This is a genomic window from Glutamicibacter sp. BS14 (genome assembly GCF_056934375.1).
Window position 1 is genome coordinate 40,597 of sequence record NZ_JBXPBS010000002.1, and the last position, 21,665, is coordinate 62,261.

Consider the following 21,665-nt stretch of genomic DNA (forward strand, 5'->3'; position numbering starts at 1 on the left):
TCATGGCAACCACCGATGTGCGGATCGAGCCAAACACCTTCGGCAACCTCACCGTGCCCCGCCGCTCAGGCTTGCTGGGCCTGTCCATGGGCCAAAGCCTCATGCTGGTGCCCATCGTACTGATCGTCATTGTCACCGCAGCCCGCGGCTGGATCATGGCCGCAGTCATCATCGCCCTGGCCACCATCCTCGGTGCCATGCTGCTGCTGGTCACCAGGAAACAAGGCCGTTCAATCTATGGGAGACTCATGCTACGTCTAGCGCAGCGGCAGAAGGTCGCATCCAATAAGCACGTTTATCTTTCCGGCCCCACCGGGTTCACCCCCGACGGGCAAGTACGCTTGCCCGGTCTGATGGCAAAGTCCCAGCTGACTGAATCCATGGACTCCTACGGCAACCCCTTCGGACTGATCCGCCTCTCCTCCCGTGGCCACCACAACTACTCCGTGGTGCTCGAATGCTTCCCCAACGGGGATAACCTCATTGACCAGGCCGACGTGGATAACCAGGTAGCGCACTGGGCGAACTGGCTGACCCAACGCGGGTTGGACGAGGGAATCCGCGGCGCTTCGGTCACCATCGAATCCTCCCAGGACTCGGGCCTGCGGTTGCAAAAACTGCTGACCGATAACCACCGCGAGGACGCACCCGAGTTCGCCAAGCAGGTCGTGGAACGCATCGCGCAGACTGATAACTCCGCTGCTCCCGAGGTCGTAGCCCGCATTACCTTGACCTTTGACGGCCGCCGCCTTGATGGGAAGGCCGGGGATCGGGGCATGGAAGAGATGGCCGAGGAAATCGGCAACAAGCTCCCCGGCATCATCTCCGGGCTGGCCAACACCGGAGCCGGAGCAGTACGCCCGAATACGGCCCAGGAAATCATCGACTTCACCCGCGTGGCTTATGACCCGACCACCGCCGTAGCGGTGGAAGAAGCCCAAGCTGCCGGTGGCACCGGCCTTGCCTGGGAGGATGCTGGCCCATCGTTCGCCTTGGACGCGTTCGACCATTACCGGCACGACCGGGCAGTGTCGAAGTCGTGGACGATGTATGAAGGCCCGCGCGGCGCGTTCATGTCCAACTCATTGGCCCGCCTCACCGCACCCAGCGAGGGCGCGCTGCGCAAGCGCGTGACCCTGCTGTACCGTCCGATCCCAGCGGATCAGACTTCCACCGTGGTGGAGAACGAGCAGAAAGATGCGATGTTCTCCGGCTCCCAGCAGCGCGTGTCCGTGCGTGCCCGCCAGCGTTTGGCGGCAGCGCAGAAAACCGCCCAGGAAGAAGCCTTGGGTTCCGGGTTGACCCGCTTCGGGCTGATCATCACCATCAGCGTGAAAGATGAAGCCGAGTTGAAGAAGTTCGACCGCACCGTCCCCGGCATGGTGTCCCACGCCAAGCTGCGGGTGCGCGAGGCGTTGGCGAACCAAGCGGTCACGTTCCAGGCAGGCTTGCCGCTAGGCATGGTCGTGCCTGATCACATGATGATCCCCGACGAGCTGAGGACGTGGTTCTGATGACTCCCCTGAAACTCTCGAAGAAACGCCAGCACACTAGCCCTGAGGATCTGGCCCTCTCTCAACTCACCGAGTCCCATAGCCTCACTCTGTCCAAGCGCGACGTGGCGCGCCTGGAACGCGCAGCGAAGAAAGCAGCGCCCAAGCCGGTCAAGGAACCAGGATTGCTCGCCCGCCTGCTGGCCGAGGGCGCCCAGTCCCGGCATGTTCCAGGCGATGCGGGCTGGAACCGCCGTGGCGGCGGGCCGGTGAACTACATCGAAAACCCGGTAGAGATTCAAGGCTCAGCCGTGCAGGTCTGCGGGTTCTGGCCCTTCGTCAACGGTGCCGGATTGCCTACCATTGGCGCACCTCTGGGCCGCCATCTGCTGCGCAACACGCTCGTGACCGGCGATCCTATTTCCTGGTTCCTCAACGGCATCATTTCCAATCCTTCCGCCTTCATCCTCGCCCAGCCAGGACTAGGCAAGACCTCGCTGGTGCACCGCCTGCTGGCCGTGCTCTCAGCCTGGGGCGTGGTGCCGATGATCCTGGCCGACTCACGCCCCGATTACGTGCCGCATATCCGCGCTCTGGGCGGGCAGGTCATCACCTTCTCCCCCGGCCAGGGGCATCTGAACCCGTTGGATCTGGGGCCGCTGGTGGCCAGCCTGAACGAGATTGACGACGAGAAGGCCCGGGACATTGCGATCCAGGAGATGATCAGCCGCCGCCGCTCCCTGATGGAAGGCATCGCCTCGATGATGCTGGGCCGGCCTCTGAAACCGCACGAATCCACCTGCTTGTCGGTGGCGATCAACGAACTCGATCCCGAGCTGCGTCGCGCGCCGTTGATCGGTGATCTGGTCGATTTCATTCGTTCCCGGCCCGAGGTGCTGCGCCAAAACGTGCTGGCCTACGATGATGACCACGAATACGACCAGCGGCTCCAAGCGCTGCTGGACGCACTGATCAATCTCGGCCCTTCCGGCGCGTACGGGGACATGTTCGCCAAGCCTTCGGATGCTCATATCACTCCCGGCGTGCCGGTGGTGTTCGACATTTCCGGGGTCAACGAGAACGACTCCGTGTTGGTCGCTGCTGTGCAGTCCTTGTGCTGGAACCTCGGCTCAGCCACTGTCTCTGCCGAGCAGCATTTGGCGGCAGCTGGCAAACGCCAGCGCCGCACCTACTTCCTGGTCATGGACGAGCTGTGGCGCATCCTGCGGGCCTCGGATGACATGGTGCACTTCATCGACACGATCACCCGCCTGAATCGCGGGCGCGGCATTGGCCAGGTCATGATCACCCACACCATGAACGACCTACGCCTGTCCAAAGAACACCTGACCGCCACCGCCTGGGGGTTCGTGGAACGCTCCGCATTGGTGTTCCTCGGCGGCTTGGCTCCTTCGGAGATGGGCAACCTGGAAGAAGTGTTCGCCCTGTCCTCCAAGGAAAAATCGTTGATGACGGACTGGACCGGTGAAGCCGTGGTCGATCCAAAAACCAACAAGGCCTCCCGCCGCCCTGGTGCAGGTCACTTCATCATGAAGGTCGGCAAGAACCCGGGCACCCCGTTCGTCACGCAGCTCACCGATCTGGAATTCGAAATTTCGGATACCAACCGGGCATGGGAGATGGTCAAATAATGTTCAACGCAGATCCGCGCTCCGGACGCAAAAACCAACCAGCAAACGACGAAACCTTATGGATCATCGGCGGCAGCATCCTCACCCTCGGAATCATGGGCGTGCTGTTGTGGACGCTCGGCGCGATCCTCGACCCGCACGTGCCGCAATCCTCGAACAATCCAGTGCAGATCCTCATGGATCAATCACGCGGCTACCTGCCCGTGGGCGGGCTGCAAATCGCCGTGTTCGCCCTCGGGCTGCTGCTCCTGCTGGCGGTCATCGCCATGCTCGTGGTGGTGTGGCGGCGCAGCCGAGGCACCAGCTCACGCATTGATCACCTGGCCAAGGAAATGGCTCACGCCAAAGACTTCAAGGCCTTGGAAGAACCAGCAGCCCGCGCCGACGCTGAACGCCTCGGAGCCACTAAAGCTGGCATAGGCGTACATCTAGCCAAACTGGTCAACAACCATAAGCCCTTGTTTGCTTCCTATGAGTGGGTGCAGATCTGGTTGATGGGGCCACGAGCCGGCAAAACCTCCTGCGTGTGCGTCCCCCAGATCCTGGAAACCGGCGGCCCGGTACTGGCCACCTCGAACAAGCGCGACATCGTAGACATGACCCGTGGCCCCCGCGCCCGCGTCGGCGCTGTCTGGGTTCACGACGTGCAGGGCATCATCGGTGAAGAGCCTTCCTGGTGGTGGAACCCGCTCTCCTTCGTGACTGATATGAAAACTGCGGTCAAGCTGGCAGATGTGTTTATTGCTTCGGAGACCTCAGCCGGTGCCAAGTCCGACGCGTACTTTGAGTCGGATGGAAAGCGCCTGCTGTCTCATTTCCTGTTTGCTGCGGCGATTGCCAACCGGCCGATCACCGACGTGTTTGCGTGGGCGCAAGATCCCGAGGACAAAACCGCACGAGACCTGCTGGACGAGCACGGGTACCAGGATTTCTCCTCCGCTCTCTGGCAGATCCAGGGACTGACCCCCAAGCAGCGTGATGGCGTGTATGGCACGATGCGCCCGTGGATCACGGTGCTTTCCTATGAGGAAGTCACCCCTTGGATTCGCCCGAATGGGAACTTTGCCCGTCCCGAATTCGATCACCGCAAATTCGCAACGAGCACCGATACCTTGTATCTGGTGTCCAAGGAAGGTGCGGGCACGGCCCGCGCCATCACCGCCGCATTGGTGATGGCCGTGATGGATTCCGCCGAAAAGACTGCCGCCGCGCTGCCCGGTGGCCGGTTAACAACACCGATGATGGCGGTGCTGGACGAGGCCGCGAACGTCGTTCGCTGGCGCGAGCTGCCCGACGTGTATTCGCACTACGGCTCGCGCGGCATCGTGGTGTCCACGTTCTTCCAGTCCTACAAGCAAGGCGTGGAAGCCTACGGGCAAGACGGAATGGATAAGCTCTGGGGCGCATCGAATATCCGCGTGGCCGGATCTGGCCTGTCTGACGATAAGTTCCTGCCGTATCTGGAAAAGCTGATCGGTGCCCGCGACGTGCTCAAACGCTCCTCCAGTACCAGTGGCCGCAACGGTCGCTCAGTGTCCAGCTCGATGCAGCGTGAATCCATTCTGGAAGTCTCAGACCTCGGCGCACTGCCTAGAGGTCGTGCCATTGTTACCGGCTCTGGCATTCCTGCAGGACTGCTCGAACTCGTGCACTTCTCCCAGAAGCCTTATGGCCAAGATGTGAAGCTGTCCCAGGACTACTACGAGAACGTGGAAAAATTCATTCCATAATCTACCGATCTGGTACAGGAACAGAGTGCGCACTTAATGTCGCGTCCACCATCTAATATCGTTCACATGACAGTTGAAGAGGGACAGCACGTTTTCATTTCCTATGTTCGTGAAGACAAAGAAAATGTTGACCGGCTTTGCGAAATGCTGAAAGCGGCACAGATACCTTACTGGCGCGATTTGAAGAGCCTTGAACCGGGGGATGACTGGAAACGGAAGATCCGGGGAGCCATACGAAACAACGCCTTGGTTTTCCTGGCGTGTTTCTCCGATAGCTCTCGCAGCCGCACCAAGAACAACATGAACGAAGAGCTGCACTTAGCAGTTGAAGAAATAAGAAAGATGCCTCCCGGTGAAACCTGGATCATTCCTATCCGTTTCGATGAAGGCGATGTACCGGACTGGGAACTTGGCCCTAACCGTTCACTCAATGACATCAACCGGGTTGATCTGTTCGGCAACTCCTACGCCGAGAATATTGTGGCTCTGACGAGTAAAATTAACAAGCTAATGGGAGCGAATGACAACGCGGCCACTACTCGTGCATTTGTGGAAGAATCTCAGGCGCAAGATCGTCCTAAGCTATTGCAACAATTGACCAAAGAAATGATTGTCAATCCGTCCAGGCGAATCGAACTCGATGACCTTATTAGAGACGAACTCCGCAACGTCCTAAAGTTCCTGGATGATGAAAACCGCTATAGCAACCAAATCATTTCCGGAACTAATGAAGACAGGGTCAGAAGACTTGTTGCATTAAGCAACGAGACTTGGGAAGCTGTCCGGCCCTTCTGTTATTCACTTGCAGTCGCTGCTCGTTGGGGAAATAGCGATACGCTTTCACCGTGGGTTTCGGGCATCAGGAGCATTGTCTCAGCGGCCTACAAGTTACGTCCGGGTGCTGAAATTGTCAATAATATACGCCATATCGCTGCGGTGGCGACTGTTAGTGTTGCTGCTCTTGCTTGCACAACAGAATCCCGTTGGGACAACTTTAAGACACTCCTGGCTAATCCTCGTGTTACGGGTAATCATGACGTTGGAAGCACCGAAGGACTCCTTAAAGCCACCGGGTACTGGAAACCTTTCCCAAGCGGGGGAATACTGGATTCAGTATTTGCTGTATCGCTAGAAACTGGCGATGACCCTATTGAGCTAATGATTCAGTACCAAAAACGCGGTGGAACGAGACACACGCCTGTTTCAGACTGGTTACACTTCGTACTCAAACCTCTTTTCGAATACACAGCTGACGAATATGAGAACCATTATCACCACGCCGAAATAATGTTAGGCATTGTCGGCCAGGACATTGCTATCCAAGATGCAAAAGGTCGGGGGCTTAACGGGAGCCGTACAAGGTCAAACTGGTTTGGACGTTCCGGGTGGAAATACCAGTACGCTTCCCCCTCTCCCATCGAGCGGATGGGAGCGGAACTCACTCGTGATGGCGCGTCTTGGCCGCCGGTTCGTGGGGGACTATTCGGTGGTGATGTAGATAGAGCTGCCCAAGCTATTGAGATGTACGGTGGCGACTACAGCTACTTTAGCAATGGGTTCTACTAAAAACTTTTGAAGGGGCCAACACCGATGTGTGTTGGCCCCTTTCGCTTGCATGGAACTAGTTCACGGACTCCCTGATTTCCTCAGGCATGTCCTGGGCTGGCCACTGATCGGGCACATCCTCGCGTACTGGTGGGTCATAGTCCCAGAATGGGCCATCTGGTGAAGTCAGCTCCCCCATCAACGGATAGAAGTAATCGCGCATGTACGAGGCCATTCCGGTAGCGCCCTCCCACCGCATTTTTTCGAAGCTCAGCCACAACGAGGTGATCAGCGTGATCGCTTCTTCATAACGCCACCATTCAGGATCCCACCGGAACTCCCCCTTGTTCAGCCGCCGCCGGAAGTTGGGCAAAGCCCACCCGGTGAGCCATTCCTCTTCCGTCTCAAAAGCTAAGGGGTGCTCCGCTTCCTCGCCCTGTCCTTCATCGGCTGGTGCGGACGGTTCCAGGTGTTCATCATTGATGAAGCTCACCGAGTCACCTCCGCGCTCTGTCCACGCTTTCGTGCGTGCCCGCTGCCATGCTGCGCTGCCGGCCTGCTCGATGTACCGAAGCGCACCGCTTCACCGGGCTTGGTGGGGAATCCGTGGACGGCCCTTGCTCGGGCGAGCACGGCCGCCGCAGCCTTGGATCCCTGCCCCATATCATCCGGATGCACGCTGGCACCGGTCGCGTGCTGCGTTTCGGGTCTTCCCAAACTCGGCGCGTTGACTGCTTCGCGGCCTTCGGCAGCATCGCGATCCCGAGCATCAAGCTGGGTTTCGCCTTCTGCTTGTTCAGCCTTCTCCAGATGCCCTTCGGCAGCTTCTTCACGGGCCTGGGATTGTTCTTCCTTCGCCTCAGCCTGGGTGGAAGCTTCTGGTGCGTCGTGGCCGCGCTCTGCGTTCGCTTCCTGGTCTAGTCGAGTGCTGGCTTGGTAGTCATCAATGGCATTGCGCAACGCCTGGTAGCGTTCCATGGGCGACTGGGGATGGTTCTTGTAAATGTCCTCGATATTGATCCCCAGCGCGTTGCGCAGCCGATCCGATCCGGCCATGAATGCTTTCGAGGCATCGGGATAACGGGCCGACAGTTCCGAGGCCACGGTCATCCGGTCAGCGATTTGCTGGGAACTCATTTTCACGAAATCCCGTGCAGCCATGTCCTTCTTCAACAGCGAGACGACCTGCTGCTGCAACCGGTGCGCTTGGGCTTCGGGGTCTCGGTTCGCCGCGCGCCGGTCAGAAGCTTCCTTGGCCTGCATCGCAGCACCCAGGGCCATGCGCAGCACACGGCCGAACTCCATCGAAATATCTGATTCTTCGTCGTTTTCCATGTCCTGCACTCTCCCATCTCTGTTCGGTCACCGGCCTAAACCGTGATCCCGATCCTTCTTGGTCATTCGCGCACCCGGATACGCCACCGCATGAACCGGTAGACGCTGCTCGGCATCTCGAACAATCTTCTCCGCCATCGCCACGACCTGCTGCGCAGCCTGAGCCAGTTGCGGACGTTCGAAGGTCATGCGGCCCTGCATCATCACCCGCGACAAGCGGTTAGCCTGGCGCAGCACCGCCATCCAGCCCTGCTCCGCAGAACGCGACCCGAAACGCGACGATAAACGCGCAGCATAAGCACGGTTACCCATGCCCTGCCCAGCCCTGGCCATATGCGTGCTCAACCGGGCCAAACTGCCAGGCTTGTTCCCTTCCAGCTCCAACGACAACCGCGCGTAGATGTTCGCCAAGGTATCCGGCCCAAGCTGCCCGCCATTCAACTTCGCGGAAGTGGACTGCGACAAATCAAACGCCCGGTAACCGGACGCGCGCTGCACCCGAGCACTGCTGTGCCGGCCAGCCAAGAACTGTTCCGCCTCGCGCACCCCAGCCCCGTTGAAACGTGACTTGATGGATGGCCATCCAAGACTGCGATCCAGCTTTGACGGCGCGTACCACACCGCCTGATCCTCACCAGATTTCGTTCCCAACGACACCTTGTAACCGGTAACCCGAGACGTGGAATCCTTGGCGAAATGCGGGGCAACCTGCACCCCCATCTGAGGCAGCTGGCGAATGAAATCATCAGCACTCGAAGAGCTTGCCAGCGCCGCACGCATGCGACGGGAAATCTCCACCCGATCAGATACCGCGTAGCTTTCACGAGCTGCCCGTTCGCGCTCCGCTGGCTTCTCCCCAGACAAGCCTTGCTGCTGCGTCACCGAGGATTCAAGGGAACGCAAGTTGTATTCGTTTTCCAGCTCGCGGCACGCGACCTGGGCACGATGGAAATCATTGTGGGTATTCGCTTTGGTGCCATCCTCGCGCACCATCTGAACCACCAGATGAATGTGGTCATTGCCGTTCTTCGAAGCCCCATGATGCACTGCAACCCAGCGCAAGGACTTCGCACCATCCGGGTCAATAAAACCCATCTTTTCAACGAAGGACTCTGCGATGCTCTTCCATTGCGCATCAGACACAGAACCTTCGGACTCGGCCAATGACAAAGAGCAGTGCCAAACATGCGTTGGCGTCGATCCGACCATGATCTTCTTGCCCTGTCCATCGGTCAAGAAGCCGCCGGCAACTTCATCTTTCGCGTACACCGGCTTAGCCACTTCGGTGCCGTGCAGCTTGCGCGGGGCATCCAAGATCTCCGCGATTTCAAACGCATCGTACTTCGACAACTGCACGCCCGGAGCATAAGCAAAAGTCACCCGGTCATCACCAGCGATCAACCGCTGATTCTCATGCTCGTTCGCACGACCAGGGCCAACCAGGTAGTTCATCAACCCGACCATACGGCCACCGCGAGTAACGTTCGGAATCATGCCGGATCACCCACGATCTTCAACGACTCCAAAACCTCGTCAATACGTTTCACGGTTGCCCGCAGATGCTCCAACGAATCGTGCAGCTCGTCCTTGATTTCACCGGTCGTGTTCGCCACCCTGGCGATCTGGTTGATGTTGTTCCCCGCAGCAGCAAGACCACGCTGCAACAAGAACAGCGACGTGATCAGCTCATGACGTTCGGCAGCAGTCTCACCACGAGACTGCGACATCGTGGACTCCACCAACAACCGAGGAACCGACACGCCAACTTCGTCGGCCATAACCTGCAACGCCAGGTTCTGCTCCACGGTCAGCTTCACCTCGCGACGCACCGAACGACCACCAGCCGCATTCGGCTGGCGCTTGCGCGAATCAAAACGAGCCATGCGAACCAACCTCCCGCCCAGTGCAACGCCAATCGACCTAACAAGGTCAATTGTCCCACCCGCAAAATCAAAGATCAAGGACACAAGCCACTTAGCCGTGCTAAGTGTATAGCTTGCTCCGCCTCTTCGGCGGGGCACTTCGTCTTTAGTGGGTGCAACAAGCGTTGGCATAAGAAGATGCCCGCGCTACGCTGGAAGCATCAGAAGCTCGCCAGATCGGCCTAGCCGAAGTGGCGCAGTCCTATCGGAAGGTTCAAGCCATGAGTGACTCAGCAAGCCGCATCCTCGAACAGCTCCAAGCGCAAAACGACCTGCGCATGCAAGCCGCCAACGATATTGCCCAAGCCGTCGCCGCGCGTGTGGAAGCTGAACAGCAACTAGAACAAGCCAAGGCCGCCGAAAAGCAATCTTTCGCCGCTGCATTGAAGAAGGGATGGACGCAAACCGAGCTGAACAAGATTGGCTCACCATCCCGTCGCCGGCCTCGCAAGAAGGCCGACCAAACCACCCCAGCAGCAGAGAGTTAAACGAGCACATGGCAATGGGCCGGCACTCACCCAAAAGTGAGTACCGGCCCATTTTTTAGACCTGGTTACGTGGGTAGCCTCCTGCCCACATGGGCACGAAAAAAGCCCTCCCGCTCCGCTGCTTTTTTCGCACACATGATGGACAGCAGGGACCAATCGACCGCCCGCACACAAGCCACAAGCTGCGGTACCTGAGTTACTCTACGACGAGTGATCGCGGCCTGTGCACGGCCTCTAGTAAAGGCAACCCGCCAGGATAAAGTTCTCTGAATCGTTCGGACTTTATTCTCCGATTCCAGTTCCTCGATCCCGACCGGATCGGTTCGACTTCCCTATAGTTTTCGGCATCCCGTGGCCCTTGGGAAAACCTTGCCTTGCCGTCGCTGCGCGACGCGCAATGAGCTGGCCATCCCGCTTCACCTGATCAATCTCAGGTACTGCAGAACCTCGACGGAACTGCTTGAAACTGGCAACCCCCTTGCCATTCTCAGCCAACCATCTTGCCGCTTCCTCGGTAGCAGACTTGCCCTCCGGCGTGACCAAATTATTCGCAAAATCCGATGGCACCGGGCGGCCGCCAAGCTGACTCTCTCCGCGTTCAAAAGCCTCGCGCCCGGCCTGCCACCGGCCAAAAATTCCGGCCTTGGATTCCTCGAATGTGGCCTGCACACTCACCACATCGTAGGTGTAGCCGCGCTTGTCCAAAGTAGCGGCAACTTCCTGCGCCGACCCTTGCGATTTCAGCACAGTGTCAATGACATAGTTCGTTCCATCCTTGCGCAAGTCCTTCTGTAGCTTGGCGCTAAGCATGGACGATTCTTCATGCACTAACGCAGCAAACTCCATTGGCGCGAACTTGTGCCCTTGTGCTTCAAGTTCTTTCACCAATGGAGTTTTCAGGCGATCCAGGTTCCCGCTCTCTAGCTCGTGCTGGATGATCTTCTCTTTGAACATATCCGGGTCACACTGAACGTAACCAGGTACATTATTCAAACGTTCCCGTTGCACGGTTCCTTTGCCAGCTCCGGGCGGTCCAGCCATCACAATGGCTTTTCCCTCGTGCTTGATTTCGCCGCGCTTGGCCGAGTCAGCAACAACCTCTTGCATCCACTTCTTATGCAAAAGTTCCCGCTCCGACATGGCACGTGGCCGCGATCCGCTTTGAATAAAATACTGCTCCTGTTTGATCGTCGAGTATGCCCCGCGAGGGTTCATATTAGGATCAGCCAGCACCCGACGCAGCGCCGCGTAATGTCGTTCTATTGATTCGTCGTTAGCCAACGATTCACCCTTCGGTTGCTCGCCGCCTAATCGGCCGTCTTCATCAAAACTTCATCGTAAGTAGCAGCGTCAATCAGCTCATGCCGCAGCGCGTCACCCACTTCTTCCCAAGTTCCGTCCAGGCTCTCTTCGTACTCCCCGTACTCGTTCGCCCAGGGGGTCGGCTTGTACGGCCACTCCACCAGTAGACGCACCAGTTCCTCACGGTCGATAAATCCGGCCGCGTACCGCTGGCACACCTCATAAGGGCTTGCAGCGTTGAACTCGCCAACCACTGCCGGTACAGCCTGGGCGCGCTGCAACGCCTTCGCCACCGCAGGCTGGGACATACCCAGCAGCGCCGCCATCTCACGCTGAGTCATCCCGCCAGCAGCAGCCTTCAAAGTACGCTTGTAGTCCAGCGCATCAACCTCGACACGCTGCCGAGCTTTCAGCAGCTGCGCACGCATATCATCATGCTGCGGCCGTTCCATTAGCTGACTCATGACAACCTCCTAAACCTCGAAACAAACATTCCCTCACTTCAAATATAACATTAGTTATCATTATGGATCAAGGGTTTTGTTCGATAGCGAACGGTAAATACTCGCCGCGCTGACACCAAGAATCTTGCCGATCTGCGCGTAGCTTTTCCCTTCCTCGCGCAACTGCCGCGCCGTGTCGATGCGGTCTGCATCCATGACGCGTGGGCGCCCTCCGACTTTCCCTGGGCGCGCGTGCGCTTAACCTCGGCGGGTGTTCTCCTGGATCATAGAAACGCGCAGCTGCGCCATAACCGCCATAATGCCCACAATGGCTTCGCCCATCGGCGTAGATATGTCCACGTCCAAGAATGGCTCAGTAAGACTTTTGATCCTCACGCCGCGCTCCCCAGCTCGCGGATAATCTCAATGGCCATCCGCTCTTCACCTGCCACACGATCCAGGGCGCGGATGACCAAAGTATCCCCCAGCTGCAATTGCGTCTTGCACGCGATCCACTGCGGCCGCGCAGCTTCACGGCTCGACTCCCCACGGTTAGTAAATATCTGTTCGGCCCCAGCCGCGCGCAGCTCGGCCGCCTGCGCCTGCGGGTTCTGCTCGCGCGTGCTCACTCGCGCATATCCAATGACTGCCATATCAAAAACGGTACACAGCCAGGTTGTGCAACGTTTCGGTTTTGAAAGACGTTTCTGAAACAAAAAACCCCGGCGTGTCGCCGGGGTTCTGTCAGAGTCCGAAGTCGTCATCACTTCTGTCCATAGTCCACAGCACTGCCGCCCGTAAGAGGAACGCTCTACGGGACACCGAAAACGAGCGTTTAAATGACATAAGCGGGAATGGGAACGGGGGCATTGCCGGCAAGCCTACCAAGTCTGAAATTCGAGAAGTCAGCGTCTCGGAATGACTGTGGCTGCAATGCGGGCAGCGGCGATGAGTTCATCTTTAGGGGCTCCGGAGGCCGCTTCAACGCTGAGCCCGTAGAGCGTAACCATGATAAAGCGGGTTAATGCCTCACAATCCGTGCTGGACGGTATCTCTCCCGTGTCTGATGCCTGAGTGATCCGCTCCATTACGGCAAGCCTCATGTTTTCCCGGGCATCTGCCAGTAGATCGACAATTTCCCTGTGGGGATTGGCTGATGATAAGCCTGCTTGAATTGTCATGCAGCCAGCCGGGACACTTGGATCCTTGAATACCTCTACGCGACCAATCAACAGGTCGGTTATTGCATCGTGAACGCGGGGCTGCGCCATGGCTACTTTCAGCTGGTGGCTTCGATCACACATGTACAGGTCGAGCGTTTTCTCAAACAGCTCACGCTTGCTTCCGAAAGCTGCATAGAGACTCGGAGGATTGATGCCCAGAGCCTTAGTCAAGTCTGCGATGGAAGTGCCTTCGTACCCCTGGCTCCAAAAGAGCTCCATGGCCTTGAGCACTGCAGATTGTTCGTCGAAACTGCGCTTACGTCCTGCTGGCATGATGCACTTCCTGATTTGAAGAAGGTGGTGGGCTTTACCAATTCTATAGTGATTGATACAGTTTATCTCACGGCAGCTTTAGCGATCACTACATAATGTTGTTTGCGGGTTAAATGAACCGTGACCTTGGGTTCATCGCAGACAGTGGCAGTGGGGTTCGGCTGACAACAACGAATAGAAGGAACAACCATGGCAGTCCAATCCGTAGCAACTTCCACATTCCAGGCAGAGGTCCTTCAGGAGCAACTGCCAGTTCTCGTAGATTTTTGGGCGCCCTGGTGCCCACCATGCCGGGCGGTCGGGCCTGTCTTGGACTCCTTGGCACAGGAGTACGCAGGGAAGATCAAAGTCGTCAAGGTCAACGTGGATGAAAATCCCCAACTTGCACAGCAATATGGGGTGACATCGATACCCGCCTTCAGGGTCTTCGACAACGGGCATGCAGCCGGCTCCTTTGTTGGCGCGATGCCCAAGGAGGCCTTTGAAGAGCGACTCTCGGTCTACTTGAACACCTAGACGCGAGCCCACAGCGGTAACAACTAGTTTCATGCAAGACCAGGGCCCGTACCCGCAAACCCACCGAGTGGCAACAACAACAGGGAAAGAGGCCAGCTCATGGCATACCACGAACACACAGACCAGCGATACCTGCGAAATCTTCGAGCGGGAGCTCCAGAAGCAGTCAAAGCATTTCTGGACTTTGACCAAGAAGCTCTCAGAGGAGCAAATAAGGTCATTTCACGCAAGAATACAGAACTGATGGCCGTGGCTGTTGCCTTGACAACGCAATGCGCCTACTGCATTGAGGCCCACGTGAAGGCAGCAAAGGAGGAGGGAGCCACCGAACAGGAGATTTCAGAGACGGTGATGATCACCTCGGCGATGAGGGCTGGTGGCGGTCTTGCCCATGGTTTCATGGCAATGAAATTCTTCGAAGGCTCGCCAGTGGAGCCAAGTGACGCCCACCAGGTCTGAGAATCCACTAGATAAAGTCAGGGAAGCCGCTGCCAGGCGAATCCTAACGAGAAAGCTGTAGTGACTTAAGCTTTTACTTCCCAACAAGTAGCGACGCCGGTACGAGATTTACTGTATCGGCGTCGCAATCGCCTGAGAATTTATTGAAAGGGCGAGTGTTGGAACCCGGATCAACTAGTCCAAATTCAACCTTGCTGTAGGCGGTAGTTCTTCTTTTTGCAAGTAGAGCCGTTGAGTACGTCTACAGATCAACTATTGAGGCTGAGTCGCCGCATGCTGCTGTTGTTGAACAAGGGGTCTAGATCGAATAATTCTTCCGCAAAGGAAGCCGATTCCTGCTGTAGCCATTCGACAATTTGCGACCGGCGGGGTTCAGTCATTCTCGGCTCAATGGCTGCGACGCTGAGGGAAGCGACTGGCAGCCCATCGGCGCCTCGAACAGGTACCCCCAGGCCGGCCGAATCCGGAACCAGAAGCCCGGGGAAATACGCATACCCCGCGGCTCGGGTTTCATCGATCATTTGACGCAGAACAGTCGATTCAAGAGCAAGGCTCCCTCCGCTGTGATTCTCGGCATCATCACGGACGATATGTTCAATATCGTCGTCGTCCAACCAGGCTAGGAGTGCGAGGCTGCCGGCACATGTTCCGAGTCGCAGCCGGTCGCCCACGCGCGGGTTCAATGTGCGAATGGGGAATGAACCGACCGCTTGGTCAATGCAAAGAGCACGGCCACCTGCCCGGACAGACAGGTAAACGGTATCTCCAGTCAGTTCAGCCAGACGGAGAAGGTGCGGTTCAGCCACGTCGAGCAGTCCATGCCTGTCCGAAGCTGCGACGCCGAACCCAACCATGGGAAGGCCGAGGAAGAAAGTACCTGACTCATCATCCTGCTCAACCCACCCAATTTTGGAAAGTGTTCCCAGCAACCGGTGGACAGTGGTTTTCGATAGCTTGGTTTCCGCAGCAATATCCACGAGCCTGCCACCGCTGCTGCCGGCGGCAGAAAGCACCTGGATCACAGCGGCGGCTCGTTCGACGCTTCGGATACCGTCCGTCGATGCAGCCAGTGCGGATCCTGGTTCTTCGTTCGTCGTCATGAAACTAGGATATCTGGAATCGGTGTGAACGATACTAGGGTTGCCATGGCTAGGGCTTTATTCCGAGGTACGCTTCCCGTTTCACCGCTGGGCGCGAACGGATTACTTCTTCAATCGGTTCCGTTCCCCATCCTGGAAGGTCGGGAACCTGAAGCCGGTCCCCGCGTAGTACCGGAGCATGGGTGAAAAGTTCGTCGTCGAATCCTAAACGGTCAACATCATGTTCCATGATTCGCAGGTTTGGTACGGCTGCGGCGAAATTGGCGCTCATCATCGTGGACAGATGGCTGTAGAAATTGTGGGGGGCGACATTGACATCGAAAGCCTCGGCGGTGTTGGCAACCTTCATTGCCTGCCATGCGCCATTCCAGATGACGTCGACGATAGCGACATCGAGGGATTGCCGTGAGAAGTAGGGAAGGAATTCCCGTACTCCAAACAATGTTTCGCAAGAGGCAATGGGCACTCCGCTTTGTTCGCGGATGAGAGCCAGGGCATCGGGGTTGTAGAGGTCGAGCTCAGCCCAGAACAGGTTCGCATCTTTCAACGCACGCAGCAAGCGCAGGAATCCCTCGGTTCGAGCATTGAAGTTCATGTCGAGAAGAATTTCAACGTCTTCCCCGACTCCCTCACGCAGGGCCTCGACATGGGCTACGACATCCTTGATGAGCTTCAAGTCGATGTTCAGTCCGGGCTCGTATGGGTTGCCGAAACCGGCACCCCAAGATTTGGGGCCATTGGGACCATAAGCGAACATGTTGGTTTTTACGGCGCTGAATCCGCGATCCTTCGCTTCGCGCCCGACGTCTGTGACGCCAGCGAGATCGGAGATCCGAGATCCATAGTGGTCAGGATGGCTGATGCGCCAACTCGCGCAGTGTGACCAGTAGACCTGGATTTCGTCACGGTGCTTTCCACCGAGCAATTGATGTACTGGGATTCCGAGGATCTTGGCTTTGGCATCTAGCATGGCATTTTCGATGGCGCCAAATGCCTCTGCGGGAAGTCCTGAAGGTGCAGGGCGTGCTGTTGCTGCTACCTTCATGTAAGTGCGTTCATGATTGAAGATATCACCGCCGACGAACAGTGGTGCATACAGCTCGATAACGTTGGTCAATCCTCTGGGGCCGAAGTCTTCGTCGAATTCGGACCATCCGACGATGCCATCCTCCGTCGTGAGCTTTACAAAGTGGTAATTGCGCCATCCTGCATCGCATGACAGCGTTTCAATGCTTCGGATTCTTACTGTCGTTTCATCGTGCATCTTCGTGCCTCCATCGGCAAGGGTTGGTTCGTGGGTTGTTGACTGGATTGATCGCCTGCTGGCCTTTCAGTAGGCGGGCTATGTCGGTATATGCTTTGGTGCTGACTTCTTCGAGAGCGTCAGCGGATAGGTAAGCTACGTGCGGTGTCAGGAGAATATTCGGTTGATCCCGCAGGGGACTTGATGGCTGGAGCGGTTCCTGAGCGAAAACATCCAAAGCCGCACCGGCCAGGTGTCCGGAGCCAACGGCTTCTGCCAGTGCCGCCTCATCGATGATTCCTCCTCGGGCCACGTTCACAAGAAAGCTTCCTTTCTTGAACTGACCCAGCTTTTTCTTGTCGATGAGATTCCTTGTCTGCTCGGTCAACGGGATGTGCAGGGATATTACATCCGAGGTGGAGAGGAGCTCTTCAAGCTCCATTTCCTGAACAGGCGTTTTGCCTAAGGGGTCTGCGATTCTGTGAGATCCGTGAACATGGATGGAAAATCCCAGGGGGGCTGCAATTTCCGCTAGTTTTTGACCAGATCTCCCGTAGCCGAGGATGCCGAGTTTCAGAGCTGAAGGACGGCGAATGTTTCGGCCAATCCCATGGCCGTTCCAGCCATGGGCCCGTATCTCCGCATCGAAATCCTTGATCTTGCGAATTCCGTTCAGCATGAGGGTCAGCGCGTGAATGGCGACTTCAGCGTAGTTCCCGTCTGGCACGTTTGTTACCTGAATACCCAGATCTGTGGCGGCCTCGACATCTACTGAATCTACGCCAACCCCGGGTCGGGCGATGATCTTGAGGCGCGGTAGCGACTCCATGACATGGCGCGTGATGGGCTCATTCATGACGATGAGCCCATCCGCGTTATGGCAACGCATGATGACGTCGGCTTCACTGGTGCAAGGGCGTACCTCGAATGAAGCGTCGAGGCCTTTGAAGGCCTCCATCTTTGCTGGATCGACAGGGATCGGGGCGCTGTCGGTCTTGTAAATCCGATGTGGCATGCGCGTTTCCTATTGTTCTAAGCGGGGTTATGCCAGTGTGGTGACCACGTCGACAGGGCGAATGAGAGTGTCCCTGATAGGGGATCGTTGCTGTACGATTTCGATCAGTTCTTCCAGCTCCTCCCGAGAAGAACCTGGGGCGTCCAGTTCGACGTTGACCCGGATCTGGCTGGCGCCCGGGTGCTCCTCCGGGGCCACTCCCAGGAAGGACGCGAGATCGAAGTCAGCTTCCAGGTTCAGCTGGAAGCTCTTTAGCTCGATTCCCTTGGAAGCAGCATTGGCAGTGAGGGTCACCGTGTAGCATCCGGCCAAAGCCTGAAGGACATATTCCGCCGGCGAAACCGCGGTGTCCGTTCCGAGAAGGGAAGCCGGTTCATCACTGCGCATTTCAAACTTTCCGGCGCGTGACTCATCTTTCTGCCCTGCCTGGGTGAGCGCTCCAGTCGCAGCCCGAAGCTTGAAGCCATCTTCCCATTGGCCTCCCACCGAGAAGGTGACTTCGCCAAGTGCGCGGTCTCCGCGCACTGCTTCGATGGTGGCTGTGAGCTGGTCCAGGTTGACTCCGTTTACGGTGCCCCGCTGCATGTTGGCTTCTGCATTTGACATGTTGATCTCCTAATTCATTATTCGTTGGGTGTTGCTTGTTAGATCTAACCATAGTTCCGGCAAGTGGAACAAGGTTCCATTTAGAGCGTTTCCGGGGAAAGTGATTTTGTGGGGAAATCGGTTGAATTTTTTGCATTCTTGATGATCCGCGCTCGCACCACAAGAACGAGGACACCGGACAAGAGCGTGAATGCGCTGGCAACGATCATTCCTGGCTGAAGGCTTCCTGTCAGGTCCTTGAAATGCCCAGAGATGTACGGGGCGAAGAACCCGGCGAGGTTGCCAATTGAATTGATAACGCCAATGCCGGCGGCGGCCGCCGTTCCAGTTAGGAAGGTTGGAGGTATCTGCCAGAACACCGGAATGGAGCAGAACACTCCGATCGCAGTGATGCTGATGCCGATCATGCTCAGTATGGGTGAGCCGAGAATCAGGGAAACGGCCAGCGCAGTGCCTCCGACAAAGCAAGTGATAGCAACGTGCACGAAGCGTGACTGCCGCTTGTCTGAATGCCGCGACCAAGGAAGCATCACCGCGCTGGCTACAGCGTAGGGAATAGCCGTAATCAGGCCGATCTGAGTGAGGCTAAACTGCACACCATATGTGGCTTGGAAGCCGGCCACAATCTGCGGAAGGAAAAATCCTACGGCATAAACGCCGTACGCGATTCCGAAAAAGATCAATCCCAGCAGGAAGACCCGGGGGCTGAAAGCATTGCGAATTGAATGCCCACCATGAGCGGCGTTCACTTCCGCGTCTTCCGCGGCTATTACAGCTTCAAGTCGCTCAGCGTCGGCCCTGGGGAGCCACCTGGCCTTGGTGGGTCGGTCAACCAAGATAAAGTAACCGATAATGCCCGCGATGACGGTGATGACCCCGCAAGACAGGAACATGAAGCGCCAGCCAACAAGGCCCAGCAGGCCGTCGCCGTGCTGCATGAGGATGGTTGCAATCGGCGACCCAAGTAGGAATGAAATAGGGGCTGCGATATAGACATAGGCCAGAATTCGAGCACGGTGGCCGCGAGGGAACCAAATGCCAAGAAAATAAACGATTCCGGGGAAGAACCCAGCTTCGGCAACACCGAGCAGGAACCGCAAGATGTAGAAGCTGATGGGACCCTGGACAAATGCCATCGCCCCAGCGATGGCCCCCCACGTCACCACGATCCGTGTGATCCAGATGCGGGCGCCGAACTTATCTAGCATGAACTGGCTGGGTACTTCGAATAGGAAGTAGCCGATGAAGAAGACGCCCGCGCCCAATCCGTAGGCCGTGGCGCTCAGGCCGAGGTCGATGTTCATGGTTAGGGCCGCAAAGCCCACATTGACTCTATCTACGTAGCTCAAGAAGTAGAGGATCATGAGCATGGGCAGAAGCCGCAAAGCGACTTTCTTTAGAACTTTTTTATCGATGCCAGTTGTAGTCATCGATACACCTCCTGCAACGTCGTTGTTGGTGAATCCGAGGGTCCCGCCCTTGTCCCCTTGCGAGTGGAGAAACCTGCATCGCCATGGATTTGAATCCTGGCAGCAAATCGGAATACGTGGATTTCGCGGTATGAAATCGTCCTGAAATGCGAAATACTTCTGTATTAGTGAAGCAGATCACGCCTTAAGCGTCAATAAAAAAGTTCCACTAGTTGGATCGCGGTTCCATTTATATGGGATGGTGGGGTGGTACTGAGGTGAATAATCTCGAAATCTGCACTGAGGTATTGTCGAGTCAAAATATTGTTCAGCGCCTAAACCACGTCATGAGCATCCCGGCGCTGATTTTGCTATGGACACTCTTGGAATAAGCGCGCTAATGTATCGTTTTCCGAGCTGGATGGCACGGATTCTTACCGAATAGCTCAACGCGCGAACAAGCTGAAGATCAATAATCAACATGAGGTGAATCAAACTTGCAGACCCCTTTAGGCGTACACGGTTTAACAACAGCCCTGGTCAATACCGATGGAACGCCTGAGAACCCGCTGGAGGAACTCGACCTTGCGCAGCTTCGCAAACGAACGAGCATGAAGTGGACGACCCACCCAGAAAACGTCCTACCGTTATGGGTCGCTGAAATGGACGTCAAACTCGCCCCACCCATTGCCGAACACTTGATGCAGACCATTAGCGCTGGCGATACCGGATACCCGTCAGGCACTCAATTGGCCGAAGCGGTGAAGCGATTTGCCTCCGAAAGATGGGGGTGGGACGGACTGGCCGTAGAACGCACGGCAATTGTTCCCGACGTGATGATGGGAATCATCGAGGTGCTGCGGTTGATCACCCACCGTGGCGACAACGTCGTGGTCAGCCCTCCGGTATATGCCCCCTTCTATGCTTTCGTCAGCCACGATGGGCGAAATATCGTCGAGGCGCCTATGGGGTCCGACCTGCGCCTATCCATGGAAAACCTTGACAAGGCCTTCGCCCAAGCCACTGCTGGAGGTCAACGCGCCGCATACCTCATGAGCAATCCGCACAACCCCACCGGAACCGTACACACCGCAGAGGAACTCGCCTCCGTGGCACAGTTGGCCCGCGACTACGGTGTGCGCGTGGTGTCCGACGAAATCCACGCACCTCTGGTCTTATCTGGCACTACCTTCACCCCCTACCTCAGCGTGCCCGGCTCGGAAAATGCCTTCGCGTTGACCTCAGCCTCCAAAGCATGGAATCTAGCCGGCCTGAAAGCCGCACTGGCCTATGCAGGTGAAGAAGCGGCGGAAGATCTAGCTCGCATGCCCGAAGAAGTCAGCCACGGGCCGAGCCATCTAGGAATCATCGCACACACCGTCGCTTTCAACGAAGGCCGACCCTGGCTGGATGCACTGCTGCAGGGCCTTGATGATAACCGTGCCCTGCTTGGACGGTTGCTGAGGGAACATATGCCGCAGGTCGGTTACAAGGCTCCCGAAGGAACCTACTTGGCATGGCTGGACTTCAGTGGCATGGGCATGGACGAAGATAACCAAGACGGAAAACTGGCCACTGTGGCGGATTTGTCAGGTCCCGCACAATTCTTCCTCGATCGGGCTCAGGTTGCGTTGAGCTCCGGCCATGTCTTCGGGAACGGCGGCAGTGGACACGCGAGGCTGAACTTCGCGACCTCACAATCGATCCTCACTGACGGGCTGTTGCGCATGGCCAAGTCCTTGCGGACCCGTTCCTAGGGGGGCATTGGGCAACAGGTACGAGTCAATCGGCAGAGAGCGACGAATGATGCAGCACGCCGTGGCGCGACTACTGCAGAACTTTTACTCGAGGATTCGTAGTGGTTGCCCCTGGTTGTCGGAGTGAATTCACGGTGTCCAATTGGTCGCTTGC

General features: G+C 57.1%; 21 protein-coding genes and 1 pseudogene. 8 read left to right on the top strand and 14 right to left on the bottom strand.

The features are described 5' to 3' along the window. Positions 1 to 2: 2 nt before the first annotated feature. From AC1Z36_RS18030 to AC1Z36_RS18045, 4 genes are all read left to right on the top strand, one after another. Positions 3 to 1,514, top strand: coding sequence for an SCO6880 family protein (locus AC1Z36_RS18030; RefSeq protein WP_483561987.1), 1,512 nt, complete (start codon positions 3 to 5; stop codon positions 1,512 to 1,514). Then, a complete protein-coding gene (locus AC1Z36_RS18035) occupies positions 1,514 to 3,145 on the top strand; it encodes a hypothetical protein (protein WP_483561988.1) in 1,632 nt (543 codons plus the stop codon). Before AC1Z36_RS18030 ends, AC1Z36_RS18035 begins: the two co-directional genes overlap by 1 nt. After that, positions 3,145 to 4,875 (top strand): type IV secretory system conjugative DNA transfer family protein, encoded by a 1,731-nt coding sequence (locus AC1Z36_RS18040; protein ID WP_483561989.1) that lies wholly within the window; start codon positions 3,145 to 3,147, stop codon positions 4,873 to 4,875. Before AC1Z36_RS18035 ends, AC1Z36_RS18040 begins: the two co-directional genes overlap by 1 nt. 66 nt (positions 4,876 to 4,941) lie before the next feature. After that, positions 4,942 to 6,441, top strand: a complete 1,500-nt coding sequence (locus tag AC1Z36_RS18045) for a toll/interleukin-1 receptor domain-containing protein (protein ID WP_483561990.1) — start codon at positions 4,942 to 4,944, stop codon at positions 6,439 to 6,441. Positions 6,442 to 6,496: 55 nt separating this feature from the next. Here AC1Z36_RS18045 and AC1Z36_RS18050 read toward each other — a convergent pair whose 3' ends face one another. Genes AC1Z36_RS18050 through mobC form a run of 4 tightly spaced genes read right to left on the bottom strand, consistent with a single transcriptional unit; the run spans position 6,497 to position 9,638 of the window. Continuing rightward, positions 6,497 to 6,913, bottom strand: a complete 417-nt coding sequence (locus AC1Z36_RS18050) for a DUF4913 domain-containing protein (protein WP_483561991.1) — start codon at positions 6,911 to 6,913, stop codon at positions 6,497 to 6,499. Continuing rightward, positions 6,910 to 7,755 (bottom strand): hypothetical protein, encoded by an 846-nt coding sequence (locus AC1Z36_RS18055; RefSeq protein ID WP_483561992.1) that lies wholly within the window; start codon positions 7,753 to 7,755, stop codon positions 6,910 to 6,912. Before AC1Z36_RS18055 ends, AC1Z36_RS18050 begins: the two co-directional genes overlap by 4 nt. Before the next feature lie 27 nt (positions 7,756 to 7,782). Beyond that, positions 7,783 to 9,249 (bottom strand): relaxase/mobilization nuclease domain-containing protein, encoded by a 1,467-nt coding sequence (locus tag AC1Z36_RS18060; protein ID WP_483561993.1) that lies wholly within the window; start codon positions 9,247 to 9,249, stop codon positions 7,783 to 7,785. Beyond that, entirely contained in the window at positions 9,246 to 9,638 is a 393-nt protein-coding gene (mobC, locus tag AC1Z36_RS18065; RefSeq protein WP_483561994.1) for a plasmid mobilization relaxosome protein MobC, read from the bottom strand. The genes AC1Z36_RS18060 and mobC overlap by 4 nt, the downstream gene beginning before the upstream one ends. A 260-nt stretch (positions 9,639 to 9,898) precedes the next feature. Between mobC and AC1Z36_RS18070 the strand changes: the two genes are divergently transcribed. Beyond that, the gene (locus AC1Z36_RS18070) at positions 9,899 to 10,165 is read left to right on the top strand and encodes a hypothetical protein (RefSeq protein ID WP_483561995.1); all 267 of its coding nucleotides are present in this window, start codon (positions 9,899 to 9,901) and stop codon (positions 10,163 to 10,165) included. A gap of 282 nt (positions 10,166 to 10,447) precedes the next feature. On the opposite strand, the gene AC1Z36_RS18075 is transcribed toward AC1Z36_RS18070, so the two are convergent. From AC1Z36_RS18075 to AC1Z36_RS18095, 5 genes and pseudogenes are all read right to left on the bottom strand, one after another. Next, positions 10,448 to 11,446, bottom strand: coding sequence for a zeta toxin family protein (locus AC1Z36_RS18075; RefSeq protein WP_483561997.1), 999 nt, complete (start codon positions 11,444 to 11,446; stop codon positions 10,448 to 10,450). Positions 11,447 to 11,472: 26 nt separating this feature from the next. Beyond that, positions 11,473 to 11,931 carry a hypothetical protein gene (locus AC1Z36_RS18080; RefSeq protein ID WP_483561999.1) on the bottom strand — a complete coding sequence of 153 codons (459 nt, stop codon included), beginning with the start codon at positions 11,929 to 11,931 and terminating at the stop codon, positions 11,473 to 11,475. A 60-nt stretch (positions 11,932 to 11,991) separates the two neighbouring features. Beyond that, entirely contained in the window at positions 11,992 to 12,126 is a 135-nt protein-coding gene (locus AC1Z36_RS18085; RefSeq protein WP_483562001.1) for a helix-turn-helix domain-containing protein, read from the bottom strand. 42 nt (positions 12,127 to 12,168) lie between these two features. Further along, positions 12,169 to 12,674, bottom strand: a pseudogene (locus AC1Z36_RS18090) (recombinase family protein). A gap of 141 nt (positions 12,675 to 12,815) precedes the next feature. Further along, positions 12,816 to 13,406, bottom strand: coding sequence for a TetR/AcrR family transcriptional regulator (locus AC1Z36_RS18095; RefSeq protein WP_483562002.1), 591 nt, complete (start codon positions 13,404 to 13,406; stop codon positions 12,816 to 12,818). A gap of 189 nt (positions 13,407 to 13,595) precedes the next feature. Here AC1Z36_RS18095 and trxA point away from each other — a divergent pair, with 189 nt between their 5' ends. Further along, positions 13,596 to 13,922, top strand: coding sequence for a thioredoxin (gene trxA, locus AC1Z36_RS18100; RefSeq protein ID WP_483562004.1), 327 nt, complete (start codon positions 13,596 to 13,598; stop codon positions 13,920 to 13,922). 99 nt (positions 13,923 to 14,021) lie between these two features. Continuing rightward, positions 14,022 to 14,381: a carboxymuconolactone decarboxylase family protein gene (locus tag AC1Z36_RS18105; RefSeq protein WP_483562005.1), complete on the top strand. Its 360-nt coding sequence runs from the start codon at positions 14,022 to 14,024 to the stop codon at positions 14,379 to 14,381. A gap of 248 nt (positions 14,382 to 14,629) precedes the next feature. Here the strand turns inward: AC1Z36_RS18105 and AC1Z36_RS18110 are convergent, their stop codons facing one another. The 5 genes from AC1Z36_RS18110 to AC1Z36_RS18130 form a co-directional block, all read right to left on the bottom strand. Next, a complete protein-coding gene (locus AC1Z36_RS18110) occupies positions 14,630 to 15,481 on the bottom strand; it encodes an IclR family transcriptional regulator (RefSeq protein ID WP_483562007.1) in 852 nt (283 codons plus the stop codon). 49 nt (positions 15,482 to 15,530) lie between these two features. Continuing rightward, positions 15,531 to 16,745 (bottom strand): mandelate racemase/muconate lactonizing enzyme family protein, encoded by a 1,215-nt coding sequence (locus tag AC1Z36_RS18115; RefSeq protein ID WP_483562009.1) that lies wholly within the window; start codon positions 16,743 to 16,745, stop codon positions 15,531 to 15,533. After that, complete coding sequence (locus AC1Z36_RS18120; protein ID WP_483562011.1) at positions 16,735 to 17,739, bottom strand: C-terminal binding protein; 1,005 nt, start codon at positions 17,737 to 17,739, stop codon at positions 16,735 to 16,737. Before AC1Z36_RS18120 ends, AC1Z36_RS18115 begins: the two co-directional genes overlap by 11 nt. Before the next feature lie 27 nt (positions 17,740 to 17,766). After that, positions 17,767 to 18,345: an OsmC family protein gene (locus AC1Z36_RS18125; RefSeq protein ID WP_483562012.1), complete on the bottom strand. Its 579-nt coding sequence runs from the start codon at positions 18,343 to 18,345 to the stop codon at positions 17,767 to 17,769. An 80-nt stretch (positions 18,346 to 18,425) separates the two neighbouring features. Further along, positions 18,426 to 19,775 carry an MFS transporter gene (locus tag AC1Z36_RS18130; protein WP_483562013.1) on the bottom strand — a complete coding sequence of 450 codons (1,350 nt, stop codon included), beginning with the start codon at positions 19,773 to 19,775 and terminating at the stop codon, positions 18,426 to 18,428. A gap of 590 nt (positions 19,776 to 20,365) precedes the next feature. Between AC1Z36_RS18130 and AC1Z36_RS18135 the strand changes: the two genes are divergently transcribed. After that, a complete protein-coding gene (locus AC1Z36_RS18135; RefSeq protein ID WP_483562050.1) occupies positions 20,366 to 21,511 on the top strand; it encodes a MalY/PatB family protein in 1,146 nt (381 codons plus the stop codon). Positions 21,512 to 21,665: the final 154 nt, after the last annotated feature.